Genomic DNA, 13434 nt, shown 5'->3' on the forward strand with positions numbered 1-13434 from the left:
GCGCGATAAGAAAGTAGGTCGGCCGCCGGGCCGAGACCCGGCCTCGAAAAGAAACCGCCCGGCAGGGTCAAAAAATGGTGACCCAGGCAAACAACGGAAACCAAAGACCTACTCAGCCACCTGCCTCAACGTATCCATCACAGGCCTCCTCAACACCTCCCGCAACGCCCACCACCCCGCCATCCAGGCCAGCAACGCCCCGGCAACAGCCCCCGCCAGCGGAGCCCACCAAGGCACGGTCCAGTTGAACTCGAACACCCAGCGCGCCAGGGCCCAGCCCACGGCACCGGCCGCGCAGCTGGCCAGGAAACCCGCCAGCAGGCCCACGCCGGCCAGCTCGGCGCGCTGCACCTGCGCCAGCAGCCGGGCCTGGGCACCGACGGCGCGCATGATGGCGTACTCGCGGGCGCGCTCCTCGCGCGTGGCGGTGACGGCAGCGAAGAGCACGACCAGGCCGGCGGCCAGGGTGAAGCCGAAGAGGAATTCCACCGCGCGTATCACCTGGTCCAGCACGCGCTGCACCTGGGCCAGCGTGGTGCTCAGGTCCACGTTGGTGATGTTGGGAAACTCGCGCACCAGGGCGTTGTCGAAGCCCGCCACGTCCGGCGCGCGGTAGGCGGCCAGGTAGCTGACGGCCACGTCGTCCAGGTGGTCCACGGGATAGATGACGAAGAAGTTGGCCCGCATCGATCCCCAGTCCACCTTGCGCAGGCTGGTGATGCGCGCCTCGCTGGGCACGCCGCCCACGTCGAAGCCCAGCGTGTCGCCGAGCTTGAGGCCCAGGGTCTCGGCAATGCCGTCCTCCACGCTGATCTCACCCTTGGCGCCAGGCGTCCAGGTGCCCGCCGTGATCAGGTTGTGTGCGGGCGCCTGCGCCGTGGTGGAGAGGTTGAACTCCCGGTCCACCAGGCGCTTGGCACGGTCTTCGCTGAAGTCGTCGGGGCTGACCGGCTTGCCGTTGACGGTGACCAGACGCCCCCGGATCATGGGGAACCAGTCATAGGAGGTGACGCCAGCCTTGTCCAGCGCCGCGCGGAAACCGTCGGCCTGCTCGGGCTGCACGTTGATGACGAAGCGGTTGGGCGCATTGGCCGGCGTGGCCTGGCGCCAGCTGCCGATGAGGTCGGTGCGCAGCAGCACCAGCAGCATGAGCGCCAGCAGCCCCACGGCCAGGCTGCTGATCTGCACCACGGCATAGGCGGGGCGCGCGGCGATCTGGCGCGTGGCCAGCACCAGCCAGCGCGGCGCCGTGCTCTCGTGCACCAGGCGGCGCAGCACCTGCACGGCCAGCCAGCCCAGTGCCGCGAACAGCAGCACGGCCACGGCAAAGCCACCCACGGCGATCAGGCCCAGCTTGATGTCGCGGCTGGCCGCCAGCAGCAAGGCCGCAAAGCCTGCCACGCCCACGGCCAGCACCACCACCGAGGCAGGCTTGAGCGCGCCCAGGTCGCGGCGCATGACGCGCAGCGGCGGCACGCGCGCCAGCTGCAGCACGGGCGGCAGGCCAAAGGCCAGCAGCAGGGTCAGCCCCATGCCCACGCCGAAGGCCGCAGGCCACAGGCCCGGTGCGGGCAAGGCGGTTTCCACCAGCCCGGCCAGCAGCAGCACGAAGACATGGTGGATGGCCCAGCCCAGCAGCACGCCAGCGGCGCTGGAGGCCAGGCCGACCAGCACGAACTCCACGGTGTAGGCGCCCGCGATGCGCCGCTGGCTCTGGCCGAGCACGCGCAGCATGGCCGAGGCGTCGAGGTGGCTGTTGGCAAAGCCGCGCGCAGCCAGGGCCACGGCCACGGCCGACAGCAGCGCCGCCAGCAGGGCGACCAGGCTCAGGAATTTCTCGGCGCGGTCCAGCGTCTGGCGCATCTCGGGGCGGCCGCTGTCCAGCGACTCCACGCGCACGCCATGCACGCCGGGCGCCTTGGCCTGCTGCTCGGCCCAGACGCGGTAGCGCTGCACGGCCGCCTCGGAGCCATCACCCGCGCCGGCCACGGCCAGGCGGTAGGTGATGCGGCTGGCCGGCTGCACCAGGCCTGTGGCGGCCAAGTCGGCGGAGGTGATCATCACGCGCGGCGCAAAGTTCATGAAGCCCGCGCCCCGGTCGGGCTCGATGGAGATGATGCGCGCCACGCGCAGTTGGGCGTCTCCCAGCAGCAGCATGTCCCCCACGCCTATGCCCAGCGACTCCAGCAGCGGCGCATCGACCCAGGCCTCGCCCCGCGCCGGTATCTCGCGCGTGGCCCGGTCGGCCGCGCCGGGGGCATCGGCCACGCGCAGGCTGCCGCGCAGCGGATAACCTTCGGGCACGCTCTTGAGCGCCACCAGGCGGCTCATGCCGCCTTGCGCGTCGCTGGCGCGCGCCATGGTCGGGAAGCTGGATGTCTCCAGGGCCTGCAGCCCTTCGGCGCGTGCGCGCTCGGCAAAGGCCGGCGCCGTGGGGTTGTCGCCGACCACGACCACGTCGCCGCCCAGCAGCTGGCGCGCATCGCGCTGCAGCCCCGCCTGCAGCCGGTCGGCAAAAAAGCCCACCGAACTGAGCGCGGCCACGGCCAGCATCACGGCGACGATCAACAGGCGCAACTCGCCCGCGCGCAGGTCGCGCCACAGGGTGCGCCAACCCAAGGTCCATGCAGAAGATCCATTCATGCCGCGCAGATTAGCGCAGGCGAAGATGGGCACCCGGGCGCCACGGCTATTGGCACGGCCGTTCAGGACTATTGGCGCGGCCGTTCAGAACATCAGCCGCAGGCCCAGGTCCAGCCCGAGCGCGCCGGCCGGCTGCATGCCGCCCGTGGTCAGGTAGCCGGGCTGGGGCAGGATGGCCGGGTTGCTGACCACCAGCGGCGTCACGCCCATCACGCCCGGGTTGTTGCGCCCGTTGCCCACGCTGATGCGTGACACCGTGGCGTACAGCGCCGTGCGTTTGGACAGCGGGTGCACATAGCCCAGGGCGAGCTTGTTCACCGAGGAATCGCCGTCGGCCAGGCCCTGGCCATTCCTGAACTGCACACGTGCATAGGAGGCGCGCAGCGCCCCCTGGCCCACGGGGATGTTCACGCCGGCCAGCACGCCCAGGTAGCGGTCGTTGATCGCGGCCAGCGTGCCGGCGTCGCGCCGCTCGTTGCGCACGCCGGACCACTCTCCAAACAGCTTGACCGGGCCGAAGTCATAGGAGCCGCCCAGGTTCAGCGAGCGGATCTTTTCCGCACCGGCGCCCGAGGTGCCCAGGGTGTTCTCGCCATAGCCCAGCGCCACATCGGCCGCCCCCATGGCCCAGCCGATGCGGGCACCCGCGTAGCGCCCCCGCTTCGAGCTGTTCTCGGGGAAGGCGTACATGGCCTGCCCGTAGACGCCGCCCAGGCCCGGCGGCAGGAAATAGCCGATGGAATTGCCTGCGCGCAGATAGGTGTCCGTGCCCGCCGACAGCCCGCCGCCCAGCAGGCCGCCCGTGGCCAGCGCGCGGGCGATGGCCAGGTTGCTGTTGACCACGGCGATCAGGTTGGTGCCCACGCCGTTGACGGTGAAGGGGTCGAAGGCCCAGTCGTTCAGAAACGAAGGCGTGTGGTCGCGCCCCATGCGCAGCTCGCCCAGGCGCCCGGACAGGCTGATGGTGGCGCGCCGCCCGAAGTTGAGCGCGCCGCCGCCCGTGTCATTGGCCACCGGCGCCTCCAGCCACAGGCCGGCCATGAGGCCGCCGCCCAGGTCCTCGCTGGCGCGTATGCCGATGCGGCTGGCCAGGTTGCCCGAAGGCGACAGCGCCCAGGTGCTTTGCCGCGCCGAGCGCGCGGGGCCCGCGTCCCAGGATTCGCTGCGCACGCTGTAGCGGCTGATGCCGGCGTCCATCACGCCGAACAGCGTGACCGAGGTGGGCGCCTGGGCGGCGGCCGCGCCTGTCAGACACAGCAGGCCCAGCGCGTGCAGGCCGCAGGGATGGGGGTGAAGTCGGGGCATGGGGGTCTCCTGTTCATCGTGGGGGCTGGCGCGGTCCTGCGCCACGAATCGACTCTAGGAACGCCATCGCGCCGCTTCTTGGCAGTTCATGCCAACGGCTTTGCAATTCACGACATGCGCGGGTTGCCCTGGTCAGGGTTGCCATGGATTTGTCCCAACAAGGCAAATGCCTGTCCCCCAATGGCAAGTCCCGGGAAAGCGGGCTTTCGATACTGGATGCCAGAACACGGAACAAGGAGACACGGATATGAGACTGCCCCACGCCATCGCCACGCTGCTCGCGGGCTGCGCCATCACCATCGCCATCGCCGGCACGGCCTGGAGCCGCCAGCCGCTCAGGCTCATCGTGCCCGCACCGCCGGGCGGCACCATGGACATCGTGGCGCGCGTCGTGGGCCAGCAGCTCGCGTCTGAAACAGGCCAGGCCGTGGTGATAGACAACCGCCCGGGCGCGGGCGGCCTGCTGGGCATGCAGACCCTGCTGCAGGCGCCCTCCGATGGGCAGACGCTGCTGGTGGGCGCAAGCAATCTGCTGGCCGAGATCCCCCATGTGATCAAGATGCCGTTCGATCCGCTCAAGGACCTGGTGCCCCTGGCCTCGCTGGCCCGCTCGGGCGTGGTGCTGGTGGCCGGGGCCAGCCAGCCCGCCCAGGACATGCAGGAGCTGCTCGCGCAGCTCAAGGCACGCAAAGGCCAGACCAGCTTTGCCAGCTACAGCCCCGGCACCGTGTCGCACTACGCCGGCCTGATCCTCAGCGACAAGGCGGGCCTGGACCTGCAGCACGTGGGCTACGCGGGCTCGCCGCCGGCCGTGCAGGCCCTGCTGGGCGGCCAGGTGGACGTCATGTTCGACGGCATGCTGACCTCGGTGCCCCTGATCAGGGCCGGCAAGCTGCGTGCCTACGCGTTTTCCGGCCCCCGGCGTTCGCGCCACCTGCCCCAGGTGCCGACCACCGCCGAACTCGGCTACCCCGAGCTGCAGTTTCGCGGCTGGGTGGGCCTGATCGCGCCGGCCCGCCTGCCGCCCGAAACCATGGAACGGCTGCGCGCCGCCATCGGGAAAGCGGCCAGCGCGCCGGCCGTGCAGCAAAAGCTCTCCGACGTGGGGCTGGAGCCCGAGGTGCTCACCGACACCGCCGCGCTGCAGCGCGAGACACGCCAGATGTCCGAGCGCAACGCCGGCATCGTGAAGAAATACCAGATCACCGCGAACTGACTTCCAGGGAAACACCGACCATGCAGATCCGACAGATCACCCCCGCCATCGGCGCCGAAATCTCCGGCATCCATCTCGGCGATGCCGCACGCGACGCCGCACTGTTCGCGGACATCCGCGCCGCGCTGCTGACCCATCGCGTGCTGTTCTTCCGGGACCAGGACATCACGCGCGCCGAACATGTGGCCTTTGCCAGCCGCTTCGGCCCACTGGAGGACCATCCCGTGGCAGGCAGCGATCCCGAGCACCCTGGCCTGGTGCGCATCTACCGCAGCGACGATCCGCACAGCTACGAAAACACCTGGCACTGCGATGGCCTGTGGCGCCCCAACCCGGCCATGGGCGCGGTGCTGCGCTGCATAGAGTGCCCGCCGATCGGCGGCGACACCATCTGGGTCAACATGGTCAAGGCCTACGAGGAGCTGCCCGAGAGCATCAAGCGCAGCATCGACGGCCTGCGCGCCAAGGCCGGCATAGAGCACACCTTCGGTGCCGTGATGGCGCCCGAGGCGCGCGCGCGGCTGGCCAGCGAGCACCCGCCCGTGGAGCATCCCGTGGTGCGCACCCACCCCGAGACCGGCGAGAAGCTGCTGTTCGTGGGCGCGGGCTTCAGCACCCACTTCGTCAACTACAGCACGCCCGAGAACGTGCGCCACGGCATAGACAAGGCGCCCGGCGCCGCGCTGCTGATGAACTACCTGATCAGCCGCGCCACGATTCCCGAATACCAGGTGCGCTGGTCCTGGAAGCCCGGCGACGTGGCCGTCTGGGACAACCGCAGCACCCAGCACTACGCGCTCAACGACTACTACCCGGCGCCCCGCCGCATGGAGCGCGCGGGCATCGTCGGCGACATCCCGCGCTGAGCCCCTGCACCGACTCTTTACACACCCACCCCTCACCCCCACCCACCGGAGCGTCCCATGAATTTTCTCGATGGCCACCTGTTCCCCGAAAACCAGCAGCCCCTGATCATCACGGCGGCCCCCTATGCGCCGGGCTGGCTGCCCGGCGATTTCCCCGAAGACATTCCCGTGACCATGGACGAGCAGATCCAGAAGGCCGTGGACTGCTACAACGCCGGCGCCACCGTGCTGCACCTGCATGTGCGCGAGCTCGATGGCAAAGGCAGCAAGCGTTTGTCCAAGTTCAACGAGCTGATCGCCGGCGTGCGTGCGCGCGTGCCCGAGATGATCATCCAGGTGGGCGGATCGATCAGCTTTGCTCCCGAGACGGACGGCGCGGCCGCCAAGTGGCTGTCCGATGACACGCGCCACATGCTGGCCGAGCTGCAGCCCGTGCCCGACCAGGTCACGGTGACCGTCAATACCTCGCAGATGAACGTGACGGAGCAGGCCGAGGACGCGGACTTCAGGGGCACCTCGCGCGAGAATCCCGCCATCTTCGACGCCTACAAGGAGATGACCGTGCCCGCCCAGCCCGGCTGGGCCGAGGAGCACATCCGGCGCCTGTCCGCCGCCGGCATCCAGAGCGCCTTCCAGTGCTACAACATCAACAGCTTCGAGTCGGTGGAGCGGCTCATGCGCCGGGGCATCTACAAGGGCCCGCTGGTGATGAACTGGGTGGCGATCGGCGGCGGCATGGACGCGCCCAGCATCTACAGCCTGGCCCACTTCGTGCGCGCCGTGCCCGACGGCGCCGTGCTCACCGTGGAAAGCAATGTGCGCAACGTGCTGCCCGTGAACATGATGGGCATCGCCATGGGCCTGCACGTGCGCTGCGGCACCGAGGACTGCCTGTGGAACCAGTCGCGCAGCGCCAAGGCCAGCACGGTCTCCCAGATCGAACAGCTGGTGCGCATCGCGCGCGAGTTCGGCCGCCCCATCGCCACGGCGCAACAGGCGCGCGCCATCAGCAAGATTGGCGTGTTCTACGACACCGCCGAAGAGACATTGGCGGCCAACGGCTTCGCGCCCAACCGCAACGGCGGCAACCAGGGATTTCTGCGCAAGACCGCCTGACGCACTAGGCCTCGCCAACCCGTCCCTGCCCCCGCCTGCGCCAGTCCGAGACGCTGGCGCCGAAAGCGGCCCGGAACCAGTGGCAAAAGCCGCTGGGCGCGGCAAACCCCAGCAGGCCCGCCACCTCGCCCAGGGGCTGGCCACCGTCTTGCAGATGGCGCAGCACCAGTTCCCTGCGGAGGGTGTCGAGCAGCGACGAGAAAGTCTGCCCCTCCGCAAGCAGGCGGCGGTGCAACGTGCGGCGGTCCATTCCCAGGTGGCGCGCCACCTGCTGGGCCGTGCAGCGGCCGCCCGGCAGCAATGCAATGATCAGCTCCCTGCAGGCCGCCTGCATGCCTTCGCCCCGGCTGCGCAGCGCCTGCTCCAGATGGCTTCGCGCAAAGCGCGCAACGCCCGAGCCCTGCGCCTGGCCGCATTCGCGCAGCAGTTGCAGATCCGCCAGGCGGCAGACCATGCCGTTGAAAGGCTGGTCAAACAAAGGGGTCACGCCGAAGAAGGCACGGTGGGCCGACGCATCGGCCGGTGCACGGTGTACGAAGCTGACCTGCTGCGGGCGCCACTGGGCGCCGATCAGCTCGCGCAGCACGCGAAACATCACGCCCACCGCCAGCTCCATGGACTGGCGCATGGCCATGCCCGCGATGGGCACCAGGTCCTGGCGCACCAGCACCCCGGAGCCCGCGTCCTCGATGCGTACGAACATGCCTGCACTCAGCAGTTTGAGGTAGCGGCACAGCGTGTCCAGCGCCTGGCGCGGCGTGGGCTCTTGCTGCAGCACAAGGCTGATGGGGCCCAGGTGGGACAGGCTGCGCCGCGCCGCCAGGCGCAGCGCGAAATCCTGCGTTCCCGTGGTGCGCGCGGCCACCTCCAGCAGCTCGCGCACGGCATGGATGGGAATCAGCGTCTCCGGGTCGTCGAGCAGGCGCGCCGACAGTCCCGCCGCGCGCACAAGGACGGCGGGATCATGGCCCAGGCTTTTCACCAGGTCGGCATAGCCATGCAGGCTGGCACTGCGGATCAGACCGCATGTGACGGGCCTGCGGCCTGCGGCCGCGGTGCCGATGGCATGGAGCGCAGGGGTCTGCATGGCAGGTCCATTTCAGGGAATCAGCACCGTCGCGCCCGTGGTGCGGCGCGACTCCAGCGCCCGGTGCGCCTGGGCCGCATCGGCCAGCGCAAAGCTTTGCTGGGGCTCGCTGGCGATGCGCCCGGCCAGCACATGGTCGAACAGCTCGCGCGCCATCTCCAGCATGTGGGCGCGCGGCTGGATGTAGTGCACCATCGCGGGCCGCGTCATCCAGATCGATCCCTTGGAGGCCAGCAGCTGGGAGTCCACCACGACCGAGCCCGACGAGGTGCCGTTGCTGACCAGCCGGCCGCGCGGCTGCAGGCAGTCCAGCGAATCCATGAGCGTGTCCTTGCCCACCGAGTCATAGACCACGGGCACGCCCTTGCCGCCCGTGATCTCCATCACGCGAGCGACGGTGTTCTCGCGCGAGGTCACGATGACGTGGGCGCAGCCGTTGGCGCGCGCGGCGGCGGCCTTCTCGTCGGTGCTCACCGTGCCGATCATGGTCACGCCCAGGGCACGCGCCCACTGGCAGGCGATCAGCCCCACGCCGCCGGCCGCCGCGTGGTAGAGGATGGTTTCGCCCCCCTGCAGCGGATGGACCTGGCGGAACAGGTACTGCGCCGTCATGCCCTTCATCATCAGCGTGGCCGCCGTGCGGTCGCTGATGCCGTCGGGCAGCGGGATCAGCACCTCGGCCGGCATCACGCGCACATCGCTGTAGGCGCCCTGCGGGCCCATGAGGTAGCCCACGCGGTCGCCGGGCCGCACTTCGGTCACGCCCTCCCCCACGGCCTCGACCACGCCCACGGCGTCCGAGCCCAGGCCGTTAGGCAGGGCCAGCGGATAGCGGCCCGTGCGGAAATAGATGTCGATGAAGTTGACGGCGATGAAGCTGTGGCGCACGCGCGCCTGGCCGGGTCCCGGCGCGCCGGCCTCGGCATGCTCCAGCCTGAGCACCTCGGGGCCGCCGGTGGTATGAAAGCGTATGGCCTTTGCCATGGAGTCTCCTTGTGTAGCGCCTGGGTGGGGCGCCCTGCATCAGTTGAGCCGGATGTCGAAGTTCCGGACGATCTCGGCATTGCGCTCGAACTCGGCGCGCAGGTCGGTGGACATCTGCTCCAGCGAGCGATCGCCTTCGACGGGCTCGAAGCCCGTGCCCGCATAGCGTTCGCGCACGGCCTTGCGGGCGTTGACCCGGGCCAGCGCGCCGTGGATCTTCTCCAGCAGCGGGCGCGGCGTCTGCGCCGAGGCGAACACGCCGCTCCAGTTGCTGAAATCCACCTCGGGATAGCCCAGCTCGGCCAGCGTGGGCACCTGCGGGTAGTCGGGCAGCCGGCTCTTGTAGGCCACGGCCAGCAGCCTGACCTTGCCGCCCGCGATCAGCGGCTTGGAGGTGACCGATCCGTCGAACATCAGCGGGATCTGGTTGCCCATGACCTGGGCCAGCGCGGGCGCCGAGCCCGGGAAGGCCACATGCTCCATGTCCAGGTGGGCCCTTCTGTTGAGGATGGCGCCCGCGTACTGCGAGGCCGTGCCCTGGCTGTACGAGGCGAACGACAGCGTGCCCGGGTGGGCCTTCACGTAGGCGATGGCCTCGGCCCCGTCGCGCGCGGGAAACTGCGGCGAGGCGATGAACAGCATCACCGAGCGCGCCATCTGCGCCACGGGCCGCACGTCCTTCATGGGGTCGAAGCCGACCTTGAGCACATGGGGCACCTCGGTGAGGATGTTGGTCACCGTCACCAGCAGCGTGCTGCCGTCGGCCGGCTGGGACAGCATGTGCTTGACGGCGATGGCGCCACCGGCGCCGGGCCGGTTCTCGACGATGACGGGCTGGCGTATCTCCTGCGCCAGCTGGTCGCTGATGATGCGCGCGAACACATCGATGGTGCCGCCGGGCGGCGCCGGCACGATGAGCCGGACCGGCTTGTCGCCGAAGGCGTGGGCGCCACCGGCCAGCAGCGAGGCGGCCAGGGCGATGGCAGTCCAGGGGGGCATGCGTTGCATCATGGGCTCCCGGTTCAGGCGGCCTTGCGCAGAAACCCCTGCTGGGCGCCGTTGCGGTTGGGCGCGAAGCCGTTGGCCGCCAGCGTCTCGTCCACGGTGCCGTAGAACTGGCCGATCCGGCAGATCTCCCGCGCCTGCTGCGCCGTGGCGATGGGGCGGCCGAACTCGCCTGCGATGCGCACCAGCTGCTCGATCTGCGCCACCGTGCCCATCTTGGCCGTGCGGCGCTGGTTCCAGAGGTTGTCCTCGGTACCGCAGCGCACGTGCAGGCCCATGGCAATGCCCATCATGTTCACGGGCAGCACGTTGAGCACCGAGCTTTCCACCGTGAGCACGGCGCCGTCGGGCACGGCACGCACGAAGTTGGCCAGGCTGTAGATGCTGGGCGCGTCCATGCCGCCGCCAATCGCCACCCAGTTCATCACCAGCGGGCCCTTGTAGATGCCGCGGCGCATGAGCCGCTCCACGGACTCGAAGCTGTTGATGTTGTAGCACTGGAAGGCGCTCTGGATGCCGGCGGCGGACAGGCGCCGGATGTGCTCCTCGGCCCAGCCGGGCTGGGCGGGCACGGTCATCTCCCTGTAGGCATTGAAGACGGCCGGGTCCTCCATGGAGGTGCCGCGTATGTCGCGCGCATCGAACTGCTCCAGGAAATTCATCTGCGAGGTATTGATGGTCACCGTGACCTGGTCGGGCACGGGCTCCAGCTCGGCCAGCATGTGGCGCGTGTCGTCGGACAGCCACTTGGCGGCCGCGCCGTCCGTCTCGGGAGCAAAGCTGATCGATCCGCCCACCTGGATGATCATCTCGGGCACGCGCGCACGCACGCCGGCGATCAGCTCGTTGAACTTCGACAAACGCTTGCTGCCTTTGCCGTCCAGCTCGCGCACATGCAGGTGCAGCACGGTGGCGCCGGCGTTGTAGCAGTCCACGGCCTTCTGGATCTGCTCGTCCATGGTCACGGCGATCTCGCCGGGAAAGTCCGAGGGCAGCCACGAGGGCGCATAGGGCGCGGCCGTGATGATCAGGGGCTGCTGGTTTTCGGGGAACAGGTGGCCGTCGAGAAAGTTCATGGCATGTCTCCTTGTGTCGTGATCGTGGTTCAGAAGGTCGGCGTGCCGACGATGCCCGCGCGCTCCATCTTCCGGTGGCTGGGCGGGTAGTCCATGGCCGCGTAGTGCTGGGTGGCGCGGTTGTCCCAGATCGCCACGCTGCCCGCCCGCCAGCGCCAGCGCACCTGGTACTCGGGAATGGCAGCCTGGCCGATCAGGTACTGCAGCAGGCCGGAGGCGCCCTGCGTGAAGTCCTGGCCCACGCGCACATTGGCGGGCGTATGGAAATTGGTGAAATGCGTGGTGAAGCCGTTCACGAACAGCACCTTCTCGCCGGTCTCGGGATGGGTGCGCACCACGGGATGCTCGGCATCGGGGTACTGGGCCTTGAGCGCCAGCCGCCTTTCGATGGGCATGGCCGCGCCGAACGTGCATTCGATGCTGTGGCGCGCGCGCAGCGGCGCGATCAGCGCCTTGACGGCGTCCGGCAGGCGTTCGTAGGCCAGCGCCATGTTGGCCCACAGGGTGTCGCCGCCCACGGGCGGGCATTCCACGCAGTGCAGCACGCAGCCCATGGGCGGCGCCTCGCGCCAGGTGGCGTCGCAGTGCCAGGAATTCTCGTAGCGGTCGTTGGGCTGCTCGGGCGTCCTGTAGATGCGCACCAGGCCCGGATGCTCGGGATCGCTGCCGGCCACCGGATGGTCCTCCAGCTCGCCGAAGCGCCGCGCAAAGGCCACATGCTCGGCGCGCGCCAGGCCCTGGTCGCGCAGGAACAGCACCTTGTGGCGCAGCAGCGCCGCCCGGATCTCCGAGAAAAGCGCGTCGTCGCGCACCGCGTCGGCCAGCCGCACGCCGAGCAATTCGGCGCCGATGGCGCATGTCATGGGCTCTATGCGCATGCCTGTCTCCTGTCATTGTTGTGAAGGCCCGTGGCGGCACGGTCCGCCCGGCGTGGGGCCGGTCTCTGCAATGTAGGAAAACCCGGTTCCGCGGACTTTGCAAGCCATGCCATCCTCTTTGCATTTCGTGCCACCAGGCCACGGACTGACAGGAGGGCAAGCATGGTCACCATGGTGCGCGCGGCGGCCTTGACCCATTTTTCGGACGTCATGCGCGAACTGGGCGGCGACCCCGACAAGGCACTGCGCCAGGCCGGCCTGCGGCCCGCGCTGCTGCGCGAGCAGGACCAGCTGATCGACGTGGCCATCGTCGCGCGCCTGCTGGAAGACGCGGCCCAGTCCACGGGCTGCGAGTCCCTGGGCCTGCGCATGGCCCGGCACCGCCAGCTGTCGAGCTTCGGCGCCGTGAGCCTGCTGCTGCAGCACCAGCCCACGCTGCGCCATGCGCTGGACACGCTGGTCGCGCACATGCACCTGGTCAACGAATCGCTGCTGATCCACCTGGAGGATGCAGGGGGCATCGTCATCCTGCGCGAGGACTTCGTCCTGCACGGCGCCATGCGCCAGTCCGTGGAACTGGCCATGGGCGTGCTGTGGCGCATGTGCGAGGCATTGCTGCGCGAGCGCTGGCGGCCGCAGGGCGTCAGCTTCAGCCACGCGCCACCGGCCGACCTGTCCGAGCACCGCCGCATGTTCCGCTGCCGCATCACGTTCGGCGCCGAGTTCAACGGCATCGCCTGCCGCGCCGCCGACCTGGACGAGCCCAACCCGCTGGCCGACCCCGCGCTGGCGCGCTATGCGCTGCGGCTGGTGGAGGCCATGCCGGCCCACCGTGCCGCCTCCGTGGGCCATCAGGCGCGCCGGGTCATCTACCTGCTGCTGCCCTCGGGCAACGCCACCTGCGCGGGCGTGGCGCAGGGCATGGGGCGCAGCCTGCGCACGCTGCAGCGCGAACTGGACCGAGAGGGCCTGAGCTTCAGCGAGCTGCTGACCGAAGTGCGCCACGAACTGGCCCTGCGCTACCTGGACCACCCCCACTACAGCGTGGGCCAGGTCGCCGCCATGCTCGGCTATGCCAGCCACAGCGCCTTCACGCGCTGGTTCGCTGCGCAATTCGGTTGCGCGCCCGAGGCCTGGCGCAGCCGCGCGCAGGGACTGCCTCGCGCCTGACGTACCCAGCGTTCCTGGCGCACCTGGCGGACCTGGCGCACTTGATCGCACTTGACGCACCACCACGGCGCACCCCGCCCCTGCGCGG

At 69.7% G+C, this 13434-nt stretch carries 11 protein-coding genes; 4 read left to right on the forward strand and 7 right to left on the reverse strand.

What is annotated here, in order from left to right; translation table 11 throughout:
* Positions 1–108: 108 nt before the first annotated feature.
* Together ACF8ME_RS21905 and ACF8ME_RS21910 are read right to left on the reverse strand one after the other, a co-directional pair.
* Positions 109–2643 (reverse strand): ABC transporter permease, encoded by a 2535-nt coding sequence (locus ACF8ME_RS21905; RefSeq protein WP_063326993.1) that lies wholly within the window; start codon positions 2641–2643, stop codon positions 109–111.
* A gap of 84 nt (positions 2644–2727) precedes the next feature.
* Positions 2728–3948 carry a porin gene (locus ACF8ME_RS21910; RefSeq protein ID WP_016450761.1) on the reverse strand — a complete coding sequence of 407 codons (1221 nt, stop codon included), beginning with the start codon at positions 3946–3948 and terminating at the stop codon, positions 2728–2730.
* Positions 3949–4195: 247 nt separating this feature from the next.
* Here ACF8ME_RS21910 and ACF8ME_RS21915 point away from each other — a divergent pair, with 247 nt between their 5' ends.
* From ACF8ME_RS21915 to ACF8ME_RS21925, 3 genes are read left to right on the forward strand one after another with little or no spacing between them, the layout of a single operon-like run.
* A complete protein-coding gene (locus tag ACF8ME_RS21915; RefSeq protein WP_126312798.1) occupies positions 4196–5164 on the forward strand; it encodes a tripartite tricarboxylate transporter substrate binding protein in 969 nt (322 codons plus the stop codon).
* 20 nt (positions 5165–5184) lie between these two features.
* Complete coding sequence (locus ACF8ME_RS21920; protein WP_016450763.1) at positions 5185–6030, forward strand: TauD/TfdA family dioxygenase; 846 nt, start codon at positions 5185–5187, stop codon at positions 6028–6030.
* A 57-nt stretch (positions 6031–6087) separates the two neighbouring features.
* Positions 6088–7146 carry a 3-keto-5-aminohexanoate cleavage protein gene (locus tag ACF8ME_RS21925; protein WP_392418203.1) on the forward strand — a complete coding sequence of 353 codons (1059 nt, stop codon included), beginning with the start codon at positions 6088–6090 and terminating at the stop codon, positions 7144–7146.
* A 4-nt stretch (positions 7147–7150) separates the two neighbouring features.
* Here the strand turns inward: ACF8ME_RS21925 and ACF8ME_RS21930 are convergent, their stop codons facing one another.
* Genes ACF8ME_RS21930 through ACF8ME_RS21950 form a run of 5 tightly spaced genes read right to left on the reverse strand, consistent with a single transcriptional unit; the run spans position 7151 to position 12176 of the window.
* On the reverse strand, positions 7151–8233 hold the full coding sequence (locus ACF8ME_RS21930) for an AraC family transcriptional regulator (RefSeq protein ID WP_392418204.1): 1083 nt from the start codon (positions 8231–8233) through the stop codon (positions 7151–7153).
* A gap of 12 nt (positions 8234–8245) precedes the next feature.
* Positions 8246–9217, reverse strand: a complete 972-nt coding sequence (locus tag ACF8ME_RS21935; protein ID WP_046988272.1) for a quinone oxidoreductase — start codon at positions 9215–9217, stop codon at positions 8246–8248.
* A gap of 39 nt (positions 9218–9256) precedes the next feature.
* Positions 9257–10225: a tripartite tricarboxylate transporter substrate binding protein gene (locus tag ACF8ME_RS21940; RefSeq protein ID WP_026062972.1), complete on the reverse strand. Its 969-nt coding sequence runs from the start codon at positions 10223–10225 to the stop codon at positions 9257–9259.
* Positions 10226–10239: 14 nt separating this feature from the next.
* Positions 10240–11298 (reverse strand): 3-keto-5-aminohexanoate cleavage protein, encoded by a 1059-nt coding sequence (locus tag ACF8ME_RS21945; protein WP_012203932.1) that lies wholly within the window; start codon positions 11296–11298, stop codon positions 10240–10242.
* A 29-nt stretch (positions 11299–11327) separates the two neighbouring features.
* Entirely contained in the window at positions 11328–12176 is an 849-nt protein-coding gene (locus ACF8ME_RS21950) for a TauD/TfdA family dioxygenase (protein ID WP_016454322.1), read from the reverse strand.
* A 162-nt stretch (positions 12177–12338) separates the two neighbouring features.
* Between ACF8ME_RS21950 and ACF8ME_RS21955 the strand changes: the two genes are divergently transcribed.
* On the forward strand, positions 12339–13346 hold the full coding sequence (locus ACF8ME_RS21955) for an AraC family transcriptional regulator (protein WP_016454321.1): 1008 nt from the start codon (positions 12339–12341) through the stop codon (positions 13344–13346).
* Positions 13347–13434: the final 88 nt, after the last annotated feature.

Source organism: Delftia sp. WSY_7, from assembly GCF_043104845.1.
GTDB lineage: Bacteria > Pseudomonadota > Gammaproteobacteria > Burkholderiales > Burkholderiaceae_C > Comamonas > Comamonas tsuruhatensis.